This window comes from Acidobacteriota bacterium (genome assembly GCA_026393755.1).
Classification (GTDB): Bacteria; Acidobacteriota; Vicinamibacteria; order Vicinamibacterales; family JAKQTR01; genus JBAXOX01.
The window spans coordinates 94,693-113,244 of sequence record JAPKZO010000017.1; the positions used below are offsets into that span (position 1 = coordinate 94,693).

The 18,552-nt window shown below is 66.1% G+C and carries 15 protein-coding genes; 12 read left to right on the forward strand and 3 right to left on the reverse strand.

All coding sequences use genetic code 11. The annotated features are described in order from the left end of the window. Window positions 1-29: 29 nt before the first annotated feature. Window positions 30-3,743 (forward strand): methionine synthase, encoded by a 3,714-nt coding sequence (metH, locus tag NTV05_06025; protein MCX6543956.1) that lies wholly within the window; start codon window positions 30-32, stop codon window positions 3,741-3,743. Between the two features lie 25 nt (window positions 3,744-3,768). On the opposite strand, the gene NTV05_06030 is transcribed toward metH, so the two are convergent. Then, window positions 3,769-5,514: an amidohydrolase family protein gene (locus NTV05_06030; GenBank protein ID MCX6543957.1), complete on the reverse strand. Its 1,746-nt coding sequence runs from the start codon at window positions 5,512-5,514 to the stop codon at window positions 3,769-3,771. 151 nt (window positions 5,515-5,665) lie between these two features. Here NTV05_06030 and NTV05_06035 point away from each other — a divergent pair, with 151 nt between their 5' ends. The 10 genes from NTV05_06035 (at window position 5,666) to NTV05_06080 (ending at window position 15,034) form a co-directional block, all read left to right on the forward strand. Continuing rightward, window positions 5,666-6,436, forward strand: coding sequence for a hypothetical protein (locus NTV05_06035; GenBank protein ID MCX6543958.1), 771 nt, complete (start codon window positions 5,666-5,668; stop codon window positions 6,434-6,436). A gap of 214 nt (window positions 6,437-6,650) precedes the next feature. Continuing rightward, entirely contained in the window at window positions 6,651-8,663 is a 2,013-nt protein-coding gene (locus NTV05_06040; protein ID MCX6543959.1) for a molybdopterin-dependent oxidoreductase, read from the forward strand. Continuing rightward, complete coding sequence (locus NTV05_06045; GenBank protein MCX6543960.1) at window positions 8,660-9,244, forward strand: 4Fe-4S dicluster domain-containing protein; 585 nt, start codon at window positions 8,660-8,662, stop codon at window positions 9,242-9,244. Before NTV05_06040 ends, NTV05_06045 begins: the two co-directional genes overlap by 4 nt. Window positions 9,245-9,354: 110 nt before the next feature. Further along, window positions 9,355-10,167, forward strand: coding sequence for a dimethyl sulfoxide reductase anchor subunit (locus NTV05_06050; protein MCX6543961.1), 813 nt, complete (start codon window positions 9,355-9,357; stop codon window positions 10,165-10,167). Between the two features lie 192 nt (window positions 10,168-10,359). Then, window positions 10,360-11,946: a substrate-binding domain-containing protein gene (locus NTV05_06055; protein ID MCX6543962.1), complete on the forward strand. Its 1,587-nt coding sequence runs from the start codon at window positions 10,360-10,362 to the stop codon at window positions 11,944-11,946. 40 nt (window positions 11,947-11,986) lie between these two features. Continuing rightward, entirely contained in the window at window positions 11,987-12,604 is a 618-nt protein-coding gene (locus NTV05_06060; GenBank protein MCX6543963.1) for an ABC transporter permease, read from the forward strand. After that, window positions 12,601-13,326, forward strand: a complete 726-nt coding sequence (locus NTV05_06065; protein MCX6543964.1) for an ATP-binding cassette domain-containing protein — start codon at window positions 12,601-12,603, stop codon at window positions 13,324-13,326. Before NTV05_06060 ends, NTV05_06065 begins: the two co-directional genes overlap by 4 nt. A gap of 135 nt (window positions 13,327-13,461) precedes the next feature. Beyond that, a complete protein-coding gene (locus NTV05_06070; GenBank protein ID MCX6543965.1) occupies window positions 13,462-13,605 on the forward strand; it encodes a hypothetical protein in 144 nt (47 codons plus the stop codon). Window positions 13,606-13,715: 110 nt separating this feature from the next. Then, entirely contained in the window at window positions 13,716-14,033 is a 318-nt protein-coding gene (locus NTV05_06075; protein ID MCX6543966.1) for a chorismate mutase, read from the forward strand. A gap of 104 nt (window positions 14,034-14,137) precedes the next feature. Next, a complete protein-coding gene (locus NTV05_06080; protein ID MCX6543967.1) occupies window positions 14,138-15,034 on the forward strand; it encodes an ACT domain-containing protein in 897 nt (298 codons plus the stop codon). A gap of 9 nt (window positions 15,035-15,043) precedes the next feature. On the opposite strand, the gene NTV05_06085 is transcribed toward NTV05_06080, so the two are convergent. Next, the gene (locus tag NTV05_06085) at window positions 15,044-15,499 is read right to left on the reverse strand and encodes an Lrp/AsnC ligand binding domain-containing protein (GenBank protein MCX6543968.1); all 456 of its coding nucleotides are present in this window, start codon (window positions 15,497-15,499) and stop codon (window positions 15,044-15,046) included. Between the two features lie 198 nt (window positions 15,500-15,697). Between NTV05_06085 and NTV05_06090 the strand changes: the two genes are divergently transcribed. Continuing rightward, window positions 15,698-16,750: a hypothetical protein gene (locus NTV05_06090; protein ID MCX6543969.1), complete on the forward strand. Its 1,053-nt coding sequence runs from the start codon at window positions 15,698-15,700 to the stop codon at window positions 16,748-16,750. A 110-nt stretch (window positions 16,751-16,860) separates the two neighbouring features. Here the strand turns inward: NTV05_06090 and NTV05_06095 are convergent, their stop codons facing one another. Next, window positions 16,861-18,498 carry a thrombospondin type 3 repeat-containing protein gene (locus NTV05_06095; GenBank protein MCX6543970.1) on the reverse strand — a complete coding sequence of 546 codons (1,638 nt, stop codon included), beginning with the start codon at window positions 18,496-18,498 and terminating at the stop codon, window positions 16,861-16,863. Window positions 18,499-18,552 lie beyond the last annotated feature (54 nt).

Below are 18,552 nucleotides of genomic sequence, written 5' to 3' on the forward strand. Positions count from 1 at the left end.
ACGTATTTCCTCAGGACGTGGGAGTCACCATGGTCACGACCGACACCGCAACCATCCTCGCCGGGATCCTCGAGACGCGCATCCTGATCCTCGACGGTGCCATGGGCACGATGGTCCAGCGACACAACCTGGCCGAGGCGGATTATCGCGGCGACCGGTTCGCCTCCCACGATCGCGATCTCAGGGGCAACAACGACGTGCTCGCGCTGACGCGACCGGACATCATCGCCGGTATCCATCATGCGTATCTGGAGGCCGGGGCGGATCTGATTGAAACCGACACGTTCAACGGGACGGCCATCGCGCAGGCGGACTACGGGCTCGAGCCGTACGTCTATCAGATCAACGTCGAAGCCGCGAAGCTGGCCAGCAGAGCCGCCGCCGAATGGACGGCCCGCACGCCGGGCAAACCCCGATTTGTCGCGGGCGCCATAGGCCCTACCAACAAGACGCTGTCGCTCTCGCCGGATGTGAACAACCCGTCGTTCCGGGCCGTCACCTTCGCGCAGCTTCGCGATGCGTATGCCGAGCAGGCGCGAGGGCTGCTCGATGGCGGGTGCCACTGCCTGCTGGTGGAGACCGTGTTCGACACGCTGAACGCCAAGGCGGCCCTGGTGGCCATCGAAGACGTTTTCGACGCGCGTCAGTCCCGTGTGCCGGTCATGATCTCGCTGACCGTGTCCGACCGCAGCGGCCGGACGCTATCAGGCCAGACGATCGAAGCCTTCTGGCTGTCGGTGGCGCACGCGCGTCCGTTCAGCGTCGGGCTCAACTGCGCGCTCGGCGCGCGCGAGATGCGGCCGCACCTGGTCGATCTCGAGCGCGTGGCCACCTGCCACATCAGCTGTTACCCCAATGCCGGGCTGCCCAACGCTTTCGGCCACTACGACGAGACGCCATCCGAGACCGCGCGGATTGTCGGAGAATTCGCCGACGCGGGATTGGTCGACATCGTGGGCGGCTGCTGCGGCACGACGCCCGATCACATCCGCGTGATCGCCCAGGCCGTGGCCAGCCTCCGCCCGCGCACCGCCCGAATCCAGCGATCCCAATCCCTGGTCCCTGATCCCCAATCCCCTGCCACAGGCTTCACCCAGTACGCCGGCCTCGAGCCGCTGACAATTCGCCCGGACAGCAATTTCATCATGATCGGCGAGCGGACCAACGTGGCCGGCTCGGCACGTTTCCGCCGGCTCATCAAGGAGCGGAAGTTCGCCGAGGCCGCCGAGGTGGCGCTCGTCCAGGTGCGGGGCGGCGCCAACCTGCTCGACATCAACATGGACGAAGGGCTGCTCGACGCCGAATGGTCGATGACGGAGTTCCTGCACCTGATTGCGACTGAGCCCGAGATCGCCCGCCTCCCCATCATGATCGACAGTTCGAAGTGGTCGGTCATCGAAGCCGGTCTCCAGGCGATCCAGGGCAAGCCCGTCGTCAATTCGATCAGCCTGAAGGAGGGCGAGGCGGAGTTCCTTCACAAGGCGCGGCTCCTCCGCCGGTACGGCGCCGCCGTGGTCGTCATGGCGTTTGACGAACGGGGCCAGGCCGACACCGTCGAGCGGCGCGTGCAGGTGCTCCAGCGTGCCTACGCTCTGCTCACTCGAGAGGCAGGCATCGATCCGCTCGACATCGTGTTCGATCCGAACGTGCTGGCCATCGGCACGGGGCTCGAGGAGCACGCCACCTATGCCCTGGACTTCCTCGAGGCCACGCGGATGCTCAAGGCGACGTGCCCCGGCGCAAAGGTGAGCGGCGGCATTTCGAACCTGTCGTTTGCGTTTCGCGGCAGCGATCGCGTCCGGGAGGCGATTCACGCGGTGTTTCTCTACCACGCGATCCGCGCCGGCCTCGACATGGGCATTGTCAATGCGGGCCAGCTCGCCGTCTACGAGGATGTGCCGGCGAATCTGCGGGAGCACGTCGAAGACCTGATCTTCAACCGGCGGCCCGACGCCACCGAGCGTCTCGTGCAGCTGGCCACGACGGTCACCGGCGCCGCGCAGGTTCGGGGCGCCGATCTGTCGTGGCGGGAGGGCACGGTGGAGGCGCGTCTCTCGCACGCACTCGTCCACGGCGTGCTCGATTTCATCGATCTGGATGTCGAGGAGGCGCGGCAGAAGTACGAGCGGCCGATTGCCGTCATCGAAGGCCCGCTGATGGACGGGATGAAGACGGTCGGCGAGTTGTTCGGCGCGGGCAAGATGTTCCTTCCGCAGGTGGTCAAGAGCGCCCGTGCGATGAAGCGCGCGGTCGCGCACCTCGAGCCGTTCATGGAGGAGGAGAAGCGGCAAGGCGGCGCCGAGCACCGCCAGCGAGGCACGATCGTGCTCGCCACCGTAAAGGGCGACGTCCACGACATCGGGAAGAACATCGTGGGCGTGGTCCTTGGCTGCAACAACTACAGGGTCGTCGATTTGGGCGTGATGGTGCCGACAGACGTGATTCTGCGCACGGTGGTCGAGGAGCGGGCCGACATGATCGGCCTGAGCGGCCTCATCACGCCGTCGCTCGATGAGATGGTGCAGGTGGCGCGCGAGATGGAGCGGCGCGGCCTGAGGCTGCCGCTCCTGATCGGAGGCGCGACCACCAGCCGCCAGCACACGGCGGTCAAGATCGCGCCCGAATACGGCGGAACGGCGGTCTACGTGCCGGATGCGTCCCGGGTCACTGACGTCGTGTCGAACCTGCTGAGCGAGGCGCGGCACGCGTCGTTCGACGCGGAGAATCGGCAGGCGCAGGCGCAGCTGCGAGAGCGGCACAAGAACCGCCAGGCGCGGGTGCTGCTGGCGTATGACGAGGCGCTGGCGCGGCGGCCGGGCATTGACTGGGCCGTCGAATCGATCGCGATCCCGGCGGCAGCCGGCCAGCGAACCGTTGTGGATGTCGATCTCGGCAGGCTGATGCCGTGGATCGACTGGACATTCTTCTTCGCGGCGTGGGGGCTGAAGGGTCGCTTCCCCGCTCTTCTCCAACACGCCGAGTACGGCGCGGCCGCCCGCGATCTCTACGCCCAGGCGCAGGAGGCTCTGGGCGGGCTTGCTGCCGATGGCACGTTACGGGCTCGCGGCGTCTATGGCATCTGGGCGGCGGCCGCCGATGGCGACGATCTGGTCTGCTTCGGCGACGAAACGCTCCAGCGGGAGGTGGCACGGTTTCCGATGCTGCGCCAGCAGGAGGTGGTCGAAGAAGGCCGTGCGCAACTGTCGCTGGCCGACTTCATCGCCCCACTCGCGAGCCGGCGCGCCGACTATCTCGGCGCGTTTGCCGTGACCGCCGGCATTGGCGCGGAGGCGCTGGCCTCGGGCGCCGCCGCACGACACGACGACTACCACGCGATCATGGTCAAGGCGCTCGCGGATCGGCTGGCTGAAGCGTTCGCGGAGTACCTGCACGCGAGGGTGAGACGCGAGTGGGGCTACGAAACCGGCGAACTGCCGGCCGCGGATCTGACCGCCGGGCGCTATCGGGGCATCAGGCCCGCATTCGGGTATCCGGCCTGCCCCGATCACAGCTCGAAAAGAGCCCTCTTCGACCTGCTCGACGCGCCTGCGGTCGGCATCACGCTGACGGAGAACTGTGCGATGCTGCCGGCGGCGAGCGTCAGCGGGCTCTACTTCGCGAGCCCGCGCGCGAAGTACTTCACCCTCGGGCGGATCGGCCGCGATCAGCTGATCTCTTACGCCGCGCGCAGGAAGATGACGCTGGAGGAAGCCGAACGCTGGCTGGCCCCGAATCTGGCGTGAACGGCGGGCACGGCATGCCGTGCCCCTACCTGGCTTGGTACAGCACCTTCCCGCCCACCACCGTGTACAGCACCTTGGCCGACGGAATCTGATCCTCGGGGATCGTCAGGATGTCCTTCGACAGGATCGTCACATCGCCGAGCTTGCCGACGGTGAGCGACCCCTTGATCTTCTCCTCGAACGCGGCGAACGCGCCGTTGATCGTGTACGACTTCAGCGCCTCCATCCTCGTCATCCGTTGATCGCCGTAGAACACCGACCCGTCCTTCAACCGCCGGCTGACTGTCGCGTAGTAGTTGGCAATCGGATCGACATCCTCGACTGGCGCATCGGTGCCGTTGGAGATGGTGGCGCCCGACCTCATCAGCTTCTGCCAGACGTACGCCCCTTCCTCGGCTCGCTTCGCGCCGAGCCGGGCGAGCACGTACGGGGCATCAGAGGTGCAGTGAATGCCCTGCATCGCCGCAATCACGCCCAGTTTGCCAAACCGCTGGATGTCGGCCGGATTGAGGTGTTGCGCGTGTTCATCGCGCCACCGCAGGTCCTTCTTATCCGGATTCGCCTTGAACGCTTCCTCATAGATGTTCAGCACCTCGCGGTTCGCGCGGTCGCCAATCGCATGGATGGCGAGCTGATACCCGTTCGCTATCGCCAGCTTGGCCGTCTCGCGGACCGAGTCGACCGGCGTCGTATTCAGGCCGGTGTGGCCGGGCAGGTCCGTGTAAGGCTCCAGGAACCATGCGCCGCGCGATCCGAGGGCGCCGTCGAGAGTAACCTTGATGGTGCGCAGCGTGACGTGGTTGTTGGCAAACCCAATCGTCTTGTACTTGGCGAGGTTCTCGACGAGACGGGCGTTGCTCTCGCGCACCATCACGTAGATCCGGATCCCGAGCTTCCCTTCCTGGGCCATCTGCTTGAACAGGTCGATGGTCGAGAACGGTTCGCCGGCGTCATGGAACGTGGTCACGCCTTTCGACAGGCATTCCTCGGCGGCCAACTGCACGATGCGGCGGGCGTCGGCGTCACGTTGCTGGACGGTCATCTTCTCGCGGGCAGCCCGCTCCGCGCGGCTGAACAGCCCCTGGGCCGTCTCGCGAAACACGCCGATCGGGGTGCCCGTGGCGTCCTTCAGAATCTCGCCGCCAGGTGGATTGGGCGTGGCCTTCGTGATGCCCGCCAGTTCCATGGCCTTCGCGTTGGCGAACGTCGCGTGGCCACTCGCGTGCTCGAGCACGACCGGATTGTTCGGCGACACCATGCTCAGCGAGGCATGGATCGGAAATCCCTCGACGTTGGGTTGCGGGCGCTTCGTCCACTTCTCCTGGTGCCAGCCCCGGCCCGAGATCCATTCGCCGGGTTTGGCCGTCTTCGCCGCGTCGGCCACCATCGCGACAATCTGTTCCCAGCTCGTGGTCTTCGTCAGGTTGAGTTGCAGCTTGGCCTGTCCGACGCCGGTAAAGTGGCCGTGGCTCTCAATGATGCCCGGCACGGCGAGCGCGCCCTTGAGGTCAATGATCCTGGTCGATGCCGCGATGTAAGGCTTGATTTCGGCTTCCGTCCCGACCGCGACGATGCGGTCGTCCCGGACCGCCAGCGCCTCCACCACGGGCTTGGCCTCGTCAACCGTGACGATCTTGCCGTTGTGAACAACCAGCGTGGCTGGATCGACGCGCACGGGTGCCTGGGCCACTGGCCCGGCCGCGAGCGCCAGAAAGGAGAACAGCACGACTAGCGCAGACACGCGGATGGAACTGCGAATTCCGATCGGCACGACAGAACCTCCTTGCGGCGGATGACGCCGTGCCAGTTGTAGCGCAATCGCGCCGGCATCACAAGGGAATCCTCCCGCCGGCGCGCCCGCCGGATTCCGCGTCACCGTGCTACGATCAGGCGGGCAACCAGCTCCCGGAGGAGTCAATTCCATGCTACGTTCTCTCCGTTTGACCGGTCTCGTCCTGACAGGCCTCTACCTCGTCTCCGCGCCTTTCGCCGCCGCGCAGACCGCCAAGACGCCGGCGCAGGCCCCCAAGTCTGCCGCGCAGCCTGCACGACCCGCCGAAACGACAGCGGCCGTGCCCGCGCTCGACGCGATGCACGAGATCATGCTGCCGATGTGGCACGACGCCTGGCCCAACAAGGACTACAAGGCGCTCGCCGCCATACTGCCGAATCTCGAGAAGCACCTCGCCGCGGTCAGCAGGGCGGAACTGCCTGGCATTCTTCGTGAAAAGAACCCGGTGTGGACCGCTGGTGTCGCCGAACTCAACAAGGCCGGCGCCGACTACAAGGCGGCCGTCGCAGCCGACAAGAACGAGGATCTGCTCAAGGCCGCCGAAGCGCTCCACATGCAGTACGAGAAACTGGTGCGCGTGATCAAGCCGGTACTGCCTGAGCTGGATGATTTCCACGGCACCCTCTACGTGCTCTACCACAACCAGACGAATCCGCTCGTCGTGGCGAAGGTGACCGCGTCGGTCGACACGCTCACGGTGAAGATGGCCGTCCTGAACCAGACGACGCTGCCCGACCGTCTCAAGGCCAGGACGGCGGAGTTCACGGCGCAGCGCGACCGTCTCGCTCGAGCGCTGACGGCCCTTGCCGGCACGCTGGCAAGCAAGGACGAGTTGAAGATCAGAGACGCCATCGAATTGATGCACGCGGAGTACCAGAAGCTCGAGAAGGTCTTCGAGTAGACCGGTCCCATCGCCTGGATGAGCCGTCATTACCTGATCGTCCGGCTGATCGCCTCGGCAGCGCTGGCCGCGTTTGTCTCGCCACCAGCCGCCAACTGTTCTTCTTGGTTCGAGGGGCCGCTACCGAAGCCGTGTCCTCCCGCCGGCATGGCGGTTCGCGCTTGACACGGTCCTCCTCGCGTTTCCCCGGGCCATTCCGTTACACTTCCGGCCCATGGCCGCACTGCGAACGATTCGCACCGTGTGCCCGCGCAACTGCTATTGCACGTGCGGGATGCTCGTCACGCTCGACGAGCATGACGGGATCGTGCGGATTGAGGGCGATCCGGCCAATCCGGCCACCGACGGTCACGTCTGCCTCAAGGGATTGAGCTACGCCCGCCGAGTCGGCTACCGCGACCGGCTGCTCGCGCCCATGCGCCGGCGCCGCGACGGAGAGGGATTCGATCAGATCACGTGGGAGGAGGCGCTCTCTGAGATTGCCGACGCGCTGACGCGCATCCGCGGGAGTCATGGGCCATCGAGCGTGCTGTGCTACGAAGGCTCCGGATCGCATGGCGCGCTCAATGGGCTGTCGATGGCCTTCTGGAGGCAGTTCGGCGGGTGCACGACGACATACGGAGACCTGTGCTGGCCCGCCGGCCTCGAAGCGACGCGGCTGACCTACGGCGCGAACATCCACAATCACCCTCGTCTCACGCGAGAGAGCCGCTTCATTCTGATCTGGGGCCACAACCCGGCGGAGACCAACGTCCATCAGTGGCGGCTGATCCTGGATGCGCAAGCCCGCGGCGCGATCGTGGCGGTCGTCGATCCGCGCAGCACCGACACGACGGATGCCGCCGACGTCCACGTGCAGCCGCGCCCGGGGACCGACGCGGCACTGGCGATGGGGCTCGCCCGCATCATCGTGGATGCCGGTCTGCACGACACGGCGTTCCTCGACGCCCACGCGTCGGGCTTCGAGCAGTACCGCGCGCGCCTGGCCGAGTATCCCGTCGAACGCGTGGCCGAGATCACGGGCCTCGACCCCACGGCGATTCGCGACCTCGCACTGGCCTATGGCCGTACGCGTCCGGCGTTGCTCATCGCCGGCTTCGGGTTGCAGCGCCACCATCGGGCCGGCCAGACGATGAGGGCCGTCGCGCTGTTGCCGGCCGTCACGGGAAATGTGGGCGCGGCGGGCGGCGGATGGCAGTATGCCAATCTGGCCAGTCACTGTCTGCGCGCGTTGCCGCTGCCGCCGGAGCCGGCCGGGCTTCGTGCTATTCCCGTGTCGCAGGTGGCGCGTCATCTGGAAACGCTCACCGATCCTCCGATTCGGGCCGCGTGGATTGAGCGGGGTAATCCGTGCAGCCAGAACCCCGCCGCGCCACGAGTACGGGCTGGCCTCGGATCGCTCGACCTGGTGGTCGTGGTCGATCAGTTCATGACGCCGACCGCCGAGTGCGCCGACTTCGTGTTGCCGGCCAAGACACTGTTCGAAGAAGAGGATCTGGTTACCGCGTATTGGCATCCATACGTGCAATGGCGCGCAAAGATTCTCGATCCGCCAGGCGAGGTGAAACCGGAAAGCGAGATCTGGCGGCTGCTGTGCGAGCGATTCGGGTACGAGACCACGTGGTTCCCAACTGACCGGATCGCGTATCTGCGTGCGTTGCTCCCGGCGGGCTACGAGTTGGCGCTCGAGGGTCTGATGGAGCGGCCGCTGGATCTGTCCGGAGGCGGTGACGTCGCGTTCGCCGATCGGCGTTTTCCGACGCCATCGGGAAAGGTACAGTTCGCCGCAGACGAGGCCACGGAGCGTTGGGGCGTTGAGGCCGTCCCGGCATACGCCCCCCTGGACGAGGGCCACGCCTCGGCGCTGGCGAGCCGTCTCCCCTTGCAACTCCTTTCCTGCAAGACGCGCGATCGGATTCACTCGCAGTTCGGCAACCTCGACTGGGTGCGCGAGGTCGAGCGGTCGCACGTGCTCGACATCAATCCGCACGACGCATCGGCGCGCCGCATCACGGACGGCGGCCGCGTCGCCGTGTGGAATGATCGCGGCCGCATCGAGGTCACGGCGCGGGTGACAGCGGGCATCAGGGCTGGCGTTGTACACATCCTCGAAGGCTGGAGTCACGCGGGCGATCCCGATGTGAACGCGCTCACGGCCGAAGGGATCACCGACATGAACCACGGCGCGACGTTCTACGAGTGCCTCGTCGACGTGGAGCGCATATGAGCCGCGCGGGATTCCTCGTTAATCTGCATCGGTGCGTCGGATGCGGTTCGTGCGTACTCGCGTGCCGGATCGAGAACGGCCGAGCCGAGGAACTGGCGTGGCGGCGCGTGCTGCCGCTGAACCTGCGGCGGCACGCTGCCGGCCCGACGTATTTCCTGTCGGTCGCGTGCCACCACTGCGACGATCCCGCGTGCCTGCGAGGATGCCCCTCACGCGCCTACGAGAAGCGCGCGGACGGCGTCGTCGTGCATCACGAAGACCGGTGCGTGGGCTGCCGGTACTGCGAGATGACCTGCCCGTTCGGCACGCCGAAGTACGATGAGCACCAGGGCGTCGTCTCCAAGTGCCATCTCTGCGCGCACCGGATCGAGCAGGGGCTCGCACCGGCATGCGTCGCCGCGTGTCCGACGGGAGCGCTGCGGTACCAAGGACCTGGCACCGGCGCGGACGGTGACTCGCGTGCCGGTGTGCCGGGATTCGTTGATCCGGCGGGGTGCAGGCCGAACATCCGGTTTGTTGCGCCGGGAGGCGCGCGCCGTACGGCGTTGTTCAACGCGCTCGAGGAGGCGATGCGGCGATGAGTCAATCGCGCAGCAGGACTCCGGTTCACACCGCCGACGATTCGTCCGTGGCTCCCCTGCCAGCGCACGACATTCACTTGCCGCGTTCGTCACGATCCTCGGGTCGGAAGATGTCAAACCACGCACCACTCGTATGGTTCACCAGCCTCGCCATCGGCGGGGCCGGCATCATCGCCGCAGCAGCATGGCACATGCGGACTGATCTCCCGTCGCAGGCGGTTGCGTTGGCGGCGGGCGCAGTTGCGCTGGGCGCCGCCCTGATCGTCTCGACACTCCATCTCGGCCGGAAGACGCGCGCCCCGCTTGTCGCGCGCGGCGTTGGCCGGAGCGAGCTCAGCCGCGAAGTCCTGTTGGCCGGAGCAACCCTCGGCGCGAGCATCGCGCTCCTGGTGATGCACTGGCAAGGCCACCCGGTTGCTTGGCTCAAATTCGCCGCGGCCGCCACTGCGGTCCTGTTCCTCCTGTCGATCGGACTGGTGTATCGGCTGGGTGGCCAGCGGACGTGGCACGGCGCGACCGTGCTGCTGCCACTGACGACCGGACTGGTATGTGGCGAGGTGTTTCTGCTGGCGATTGGCAGCGCGGCATTGAGGGGAATCAGTGTGGCGATGTGGGCCATTGCGGCCGATGCCGCGGTCTTCGTCGTCCGGAGGTGGTCGCTGGCCCGAAGTGCTTTTCCGCTCACCGAGCAGGGTACCGACGCCAACCGGTTCCTCAAGCTCTCAGATGCACGCCCGTTCCTCTTCAATGTGCTTCCGTCCCTGTTCCTGATCTGGCATGCCGCCGGCTTCGCCCTGCTCGCGGTCGCGATGGGGCTGGTGCTGGACCGATGGGCCTTCTATGCGCTCGCCGATCAGCACACGACCGAGGCCGAGATCGCCCGTGTCGAGGATGTCATCGAGCGCGGATCGCGATTCGGATAAGATCCTCACGAGGTTGCTCCTCGAACCGCCGAGAACGAGCCCGACACAAGGGAAGGCCACGCTGGAGCGTGGCGATCCCAGGCTCGCGAGGGATCGGACAAGTGGGCGGCGTGACACCCCTCGGATCGCCGGGCTCCAGCCCGGCCTAGGGTCCCGGCGGCGTGACACCACAGGATTGGATCACTCATGCGGATGAATCGTCATCTTCTCGTGTTAGCGGTGGTGGGATTCGTACTCGCCGTGAAGTCGGTGCCGGTGGCCATCGGGACCGCTTTGCAGGGCGGCGCAACGAACGCCGTTCTGCGGCTGGCGACTACAACGAGCACGGCGGACAGCGGCCTGCTGAGCGCGCTGCTGCCTGATTTCGAGCGCCAGTGCGGTTGTCGCGTCGACGTCGTGGCCGTCGGAACGGGTCAAGCGCTGGAACTCGGCCGGCGCGGTGACGTGGATGTCCTGCTGGTACACGCGCGTGAGGCCGAGGATGCGTTTGTCGCCGAAGGCCACGCCACGCGTCGCGACGATGTGATGTACAACGACTTCGTCATCGTCGGCCCAGGGGCGGATCCGGCCGGGATCGGCAAGACGAAGCTGGCCGTCGACGCATTCAAGGCGATTGCCGGGGCGAAGGCGCCGTTTGCGAGCCGCGGAGACAAGTCGGGGACACAGATCAAGGAACTCGCGCTCTGGAAGTCAGCCGGTCTCGCACCCACCAGGGAGGTGGCCTGGTACCTATCGGTCGGCCAGGGCATGGGCGAAACCTTGACGTTCGCCGACGAGCGTCAGGCGTACACGCTGAGCGATCGCGCCACGTGGCTCGCCATGCGCAGCAAACTGACCGGGCTTCGGTTGTTGTTTGGCGGTGAGACGCTCAAGGCCAACCCCGACCGCGATCTGCACAACGACTACGGCGTGATCGCCATTAGTCCTGCGAAACACCCGTCGGTTCAGGCGGCGCTCGCCGGGCGCTTCGTCGAGTGGGTTCTCTCGAAGCCGACCCAGGCCCGCATCGGCGCATTTGGCGTCGACCGTGTGGGCCAGCCGCTGTTCTATCCGAATTCTGAAGAACTGAAGGCCGCGACCTTGCTGCGAGTCCAGGTGGGACCGCTGTCGCGCACCTTCACGATTGACCAACTCAAGGCGCTGCCGAAGGTGACGCTGCCGAACCACGAGATCACCGGTGTCCGACGCGGCAAGATCGGGCCGACCTCCTGGGCCGGCGCCTCGCTGGTTGACGTCCTCCGCTCAGTCGATCCCACCGTTGCGGACACGAAGCACGGCGCTGAGCACATCGTGCTGACGAGCAGCGACGGCTACACCGTGACGTTGAGGTGGACGGAGCTGTTTGGTCTGGTCTCGAAAGGCGAGCGGGTCTATCTCGCGAAAGGCTGCAACGAGTGCCATGGCGCGAATGGGGAGGGCACGGCCCCGGCCGGCAAGCGGCCAGCACCGGCATTGGCCCGGCGCGCCTTCGATGCGAAGATGGCGGCAGCCGCGATCCGCGATCCGGCTCGGCATGCGGGAATCGGCGTCTTTACGACGGCGAATCTCACAGACCAGGACGTGGCGGCGATGCTCGGGTGGTTGAAGAATCCGGCGACCCCGCTGCGGCAGGCTGGGACCGACGCCAGCCCCGCGTCTCGCGTCGTCGTGCTGGCCTACCAACGCGACGGCCGGCCGATGACCGGGCGCGACGGCCTCATTCAACTGGTCGTCGCCAGCGACGAGTTCGCATCGCGTTACTCGCACTGGGTGACATCAATCACGGTGCGCTATCGATAGCATCCTGCGGGCACTCGGAGAGCCGGCGCTGATCGCGGTGGTGGCCCTCACCTTCCGCGTGACCGGCATCGCACTGCTGCTGGCGGCCGTCATCGGCGTGCCCGTGGGCGCCGCCCTGGGTCTCGCGCGCTTTCCGGGCCGCCGCCTCGTGACGCTCGTGCTCTACACCGGCATGGGCCTGCCGCCGGTCGTCGTCGGGCTGTTCGTCTACATGGTGGTCTCAAGAAGCGGCCCGTTTGGCGATCTCGGATGGCTGTTTACGCCCGCCGCCATGATCGCAGCGCAAACCATCATCGCGTTTCCGCTGGTCGCGGCGCTCACGATGAGCGCGGTGGACGGCGTCGATCGGGATCTGCGCCTGCAGGTCCGGGCGCTCGGCGCGACCCGCTGGCAACTGGCGTGGACTGTTCTTCGGGAGGCTCGCATCGGCGTCACGGCGGCGATTGTCGCCGCGTTCGGCGGCATCATTTCCGAAGTGGGTGCCGTGATGCTGGTCGGCGGAAACATCGAGGGCCAGACGCGAGTGCTGACGACGGCGATTGTGCTCTATGCGCGCCAGGGTGATTTCGCCCTTGCTATGGCACTCGGCATCATCCTTATCGCGCTTGCACTCGTGGCCAACGTCGTCCTGCTCCAACTCCAGGGACGGTCGCGATGAGTGGTGCCGCACTCGCCTACCGCATCACCGGGTTGCGCCACTGCTACGGCGACCGCATTGTGCTCGATGTGCCGGCGCTCGACATCGCGCGCGGCGAGACGCTGGCCGTCATTGGCCCGAGCGGCGCGGGCAAGTCCACGCTGCTGCGCCTGCTGCAGTTTCTCGAACCCCCGACGGTGGGCCGGATTGAGTATGCCGGAGCGCCAGTTGCTTATCCGATGCCGATCGAGATCAGCCGGACCGTCACCACGGTGTTCCAGCGGTCGCTCATGCTGGACCGATCAGTCCGCGCCAATGTCGCCTTCGGGCGCCGTCTCCGCGGCCGCCGGGAACTCGCCGATGTCGACGCCCTGCTGGGGCGCTTGGCGCTGAAGCACTTGGTCAGCGCGCCGGCGAGGTCGCTCTCGGGCGGCGAGATGCAACGCGTGGCGCTCGCCCGCGCCATGGCGACCTGCGCCGACGTCCTGCTGCTCGACGAACCGGCGGCGAACCTCGACCCCCGAAACGTCGCGATCGTCGAAACGATGATCAAGGAACTGCAGGGGCTGGGCACGACACTGGTGCTCGTCACGCACAACACGCACGAAGCCCGTCGCCTGGCGTCGCGCACACTGGTCCTGCTGGACGGACGCATGATCGAGGTGGGCCAGACCGCCACGGTGTTCGATTCGCCGTCCGACCCGCGAACGAGCAGCTTCCTCAGCGGCGGCCTCGTGTACTGACCATCGGCGCAGGGCTCATCGAGATCCGTCACACCCGCACTGACCCCTTGTTCCACCGGGCCTCCGGTTGACCCGCCCGGCGATATTGCGTACTGTTCTCACGTTGCAAGTGGATCTTCACCCGCCGGACACTCGATGTTGAAGACTGAGAAGGCTGGATCGCGCCCCGCCCCGTGCGCCGCGCGGCACAACGCGCTCGCGCTCCGTCTTGCCGGTTACGGCAATCCGGCCGTCTTTACGTTTACCAGCACGGTCGTGCTGGGTGGGAGCGACCGGTGATGTAGCCACGGTTTGAGACGAGAACGCCGGGTACCACGAGAGGCCATCACCCGCGAGTCGGGTGATGGCCTCTCGTGTTTCTGGACTTCTTTGAGAAAGGTGATGAAGCAGTGGCCACGACAAACGACGAAGACTCGGTGGACCTAGGCCCGACCACACGGACACCGGCGGCTGTGCCCGGCGACGGTCCGGCACACGCCGCAGACACACCAGCTGAACAGGAGGCCGGCCTCGTGGATCTCGCGACGCTCCGTGCACTCATCGACGATGCGGATCTGAAGCTGCTGCGACTGCTCGACGAGCGCATGCAGTTGGCCGTGCGGGCCGGCCGCCTGAAGGACGTGGTGGGCGATCCCGTGCGTGAAGACGCCGTCCTCTCGCCCGGATCGGCGCCCGGCGCTACGGCCTGCTCGACCCATCATTCCTGAGGCCCCTGTTTCGGGGAATTCTGGACGAGTCGCGGGCGCTGCAGGAGCGGAGGTTCCGCCTCGCGGGGTTCCAGGGAGAACTCGGCGCCTGGAGCGAACTGGCGGTGCGGCACCACGACTCGAGCCTCGTGGCGATGCCCTGTCGGGAGTTCCGCGACGTCTTCCTGGCCGTGGACAGCGGGGCCATGGACCTGGGAGTTGTGCCGGTCGAGAATTCGATCGAGGGCCCCGTCGGCGAAGTGAACGACCTGCTGGCGGAGACGGATCTTCGGCTGATCGCGGAGGTCCAGGTGCCGATTCACCACTGCCTCCTCGCGCTGCCCGGCACCGAACACAGCGAGATCAAGTCCGTCTACTCCCACCCGCAGGCGCTGGGACAATGCCGATCCTTCGTCGCCCGGCACGGTCTCGAACCCCGTCCCTTCTACGACACAGCCGGCGCGGCGCGATGGCTTGCAGCCGAGCGGCCGCGGGCGGCGGCAGTCGTGGCCGGCGCCCTGGCTGCCGATCTCTACGGCCTCGAAGTGGTCAAGGAAGGCATCGAGGATCACGCCGCCAATACGACGCGATTCCTTGTCCTCTCACGAACCGGAGGTCGGAGCGGACGCAAGTGCTCTCTGGTCTTCACGGCGGCGCATCGATCCGGATCGTTGCTCGACGTACTCCGCGTCTTTGCCGACGAAGGACTGAACTTGACCCGCATCGAGTCGCGGCCGTTGCGCCGCGATCCCGGCGCGTTAGCGTTCCTGCTGGATTTTCTGGGCGCCGACGACGTGGCGCACGTGGCGCGGACCTTCGCCCGACTGCCGGACCACACATTGAAGTTCAATGTACTGGGATTCTATGAACCGGCGGAAGTACCGATCCCCGCCCGATGGCCAGGGCCGGCCATGCCTGTCTGCCCGAGTGCCCCAGCGGCGATGATCGTTGATGATGTCGCGACGTATTGCCACCGGGATCATCTGCCCGCCGGATCCTCATCTCGGCGTCGCTCACGCTGAGCGCGGGCCTCAGATCACCGGATCCCGCTCGACCGAGGTCTGCAGGATGACGAAGGTCTCCGTGGACTGGATCTCTTTGATGCGCTGCAGACGCTCCGAGAGAAACGCATAGAGTTCAGGGATTCCCCGGATCACGACCTTGGCCAGGAGACTGTAGGTGCCCGTCGTGTAGTGCACCTCGACGATTTCTGGAATCGCCTTGAGCCGTTCCTGGGTCTGCGCGCTCAGGCCCGCTTTGGTCAGCGTGATGCCAACGAAGGCCGAAACGCCGAATCCCAACCCCGCATAATCCAACACCGCTCTCGAACCCTTGATGACGCCAGCCTCCCGAAGTCCGCCGACACGCTGGTGAATGGCGCCGCCAGAGACGCCCAATGCGCGCGCGATCTCGAGGAATGGTCTGCGGGCATCCTTGACCAGGGTGCGCAGGATGGAACGGTCCAGATCATCGATGGCGTGTTTCACGAGTCCCCCCTCAGTCGTAGGAAACGAATCTTCATAATATTACCACTAATAGTATCAATTTATCACGTCTGTGACGATTACTGTGGATGTGCTGGTAGGCATTTGCGTTATTCGCTATCATTCAGCGGCTACGCTCAGGCGGCCAAGGCCCGCCCGTCACGCTTGGCGGGCACGACTCGGGAATTCAAGGAGGACGTCGTGGCGGCACCTCGAAGAGATTCATCCCTCGCCCTCGGCATTCAGCGGATCGAGCCGGTGGACCTGCGGGATCCGATGGTCCTCGGATCCCTTGAACAGGCCCGGAGGGCGATGTCCAACCCCAGGCTCCAGGAGATTCTCGCGGTGCGGACCACCATCCAGCACTATCTCTGCGGCGAACTGGTCGGTCGTGGGTACGTGCACCCGCCGGTCTACATGCTGGCGGGCTGCACGGATCCCTTGAACCACTGGACCTACCCCGCCAGGGTCAACTACTACGGCGAGGAGGTATCGGTCACCCAGTCGCTCATCCTCCAGAAGATCCTCATCGTCATGCTCTCCAACGCCCGGCAGGTCTTCTGGGCTTCTCCGAACATCCGCATGGAGATGCGCATCGGGCGGAAGGAGTACAAGTACACTTCCGAGTTCATGCAGGTGGACTTCGAGAAACGTGACGGAACCTACGAGGAAATGCTCGCGCTCATCTCCGATCTGATGCGGGGTCTCTATCGGCGCCTTGCCGACACCCACGGCGACATCATTCAGCGTTTTCGCGGTTCAGCCCTGCCCGCGTTGACGGACCCGCTTGCCGTCATTGACGTCCAGGACGTCAAGCAGCGGGAGAACCTGGAAGACGATGACGCCGTTGAGCGCTGGGCGTCGTCGCGGGCGCAGGGCCAGCCCTTCATTCTCTCGAACCTGAGGCGGGAGGCCTACGACTGCTTCGAGCCCGAGCAGGGGCGCTTTCTCAATTACGACGTGGTCCTGCCGCCCGCGGGCGAGAATCCACATCCCATCGAATGTCTGTCGGGCGCCGAACGGACGCGGTCGATCGAGGATCTCGAGCGCCGGATGATCGATCTCGATTACCCCATGGCCTATTTCGCGCCCTTCTTCGATTTGTTCGCATCCCTCGATGGCGGCGGGGGAAGGATTGCGTGTGCCGGCGCGGGTTTTGGGGTGGAGCGCCTGACATATGCGATTCTGGGGCTCAAAGACATCCACGAGGTGTACCCCTTCCCCCGCATGGCCGAAGGACGGATCGCCATCTAGTCTCGCCTTGGATTGGACGTGAAGAGGTCGACGAGGCAGCAACGCTGTCGCCCGCGCTATTTTCTGGTCGACGCGAGACTGACCCGACCGCTCGATCCCTCGGCCGGCGGCTAGCTGACCCAGGTGGTTGTCTGCGCCACCACGTACCACCGCCCGCGCAGCTTTCTGAGATAGACATTCTGGCCGCCGGCGGCCAGCGGCCCCTCGTAATCGCTGGCAAGCACCGTCGCCTCGCCAGTCGTGCGATTGACGATATCCCAGCTGACGAACACGCCGCCGAAGCCTGCAAACGGCCCGCCGGGCCGACTGCCGGGCCCGGGTCGCCCATAGATCACGGGACCCGCGTAGCCGACAAACTGCACTCGTTCCGACGCCTGATCGGGCATCAGCATCGCGCGCGATCCGGTCAGCCCGAACGTCGCGAAGAAGGCAGCTTGGAGAATCTGCTGTGACTCACTGGACTCGCTTCCCGCAGGTGGCGCATAGTTCGGGCACACATCCTGGCCGTCTGGGATACCGTCGCCGTCCGAGTCATTGTTCTTCGGATCGAGGCCGAGTCGCAGTTCTTCGATGTCGGTCAGTCCGTCGCCGTCCGAGTCCTGCCAGACTTCAGCCACATTGATGCGGCGTGTCTGATGACCGGTCAGCGGCGCGAGCATATCGCCCTCGGGTCGAAACTCCATCACGCCGGGCGTTGGCGCTTCCTGCTGATCGTAGGCCAGCTCGAGCACGCCGTCGTGCCACTGGAGCGTGCCGTTGCGGGCACCGCGAAAGAAATCGATCGGCATCAGGCGGGGCCGCGTCCACGATGAACGATCCTTGGGCGTCTTGGAGGACAGGAGAAACAGATCGAGCCGCCCATACAAGTCGGCCGAGGCGACGACGTAAGAGATGCCGTCGGGCGCGGAGGTTCCGGCAAGCGGGACGAACGACGCGTCGCCGAAGTGCCAGGCTGGATGCGGCCAGACGGTCGCCAGGAACTGGTCTCGCGCAGGGTAGATGGCGCTTGCGGCTCCTGTGATCCGGTCATAGGCGGCCAGACTGGCCGGACTTCCGATCTCGCCGAGACGCGCCAGCGCGGTCGTGCGCAACGCCTTTGGCATCCGCCCGCGGCTCTTGCGGCTTTCTTCGACCGCGGCCTGCTCCGACGCCGCGAGGCGTTCGAGCCAGGCGACGTCGGTCGACTCGTAGATCGCGCGCTCCGCAGCGAACGCGCCGGCGGGGCGGCGCGCCGCCAGCACGTCCTCGAGAGGCATCGCGACGGTGAGATCGACCTGAGCGTCCTGCACGGTAGGGACCGGGCGACCGCGAAGCGTCGCCGGGGCGTAACGCCAGAAGTCGGCCATCGCTTTCACGATCCGCTCTGCGAGACGGTCGTCGATCGGGTCAACCGCACACGCCGAGGTGACCACACCCGCTTCGCTGACCCTGACGCGCATACGCACTCGCGAGTTGTGCGGCGGAACGTAGTCGGGCAGCCGCTCGAAGCCGACGCCAAGAGGGCTCGCCATCGACATCGGCGGGGTCTTCGAGACCGGGGGAAGAACAGCCGGATCGGTGACGGCATCCCCCGCCGGCATGCAGCCGGGCCCGCTGCGCGGCTCGCTGCTTTGGGAAGTCGTCCGTGTGTTGCCTGCCGCCGCGGCCGCGGCCGCGACAGGCGCCGGTGCCTGAGAGGCACCAAGCGTAAGAATCGTTATGCACAAAGCGGCCACGGTGAGCGGTGCAAGGGTGCCGGTGATTCGCATCTGGACCTCTCCCCGGGGGGCACTCAAAGGGATTCTGCCGGATCAGACACCGAG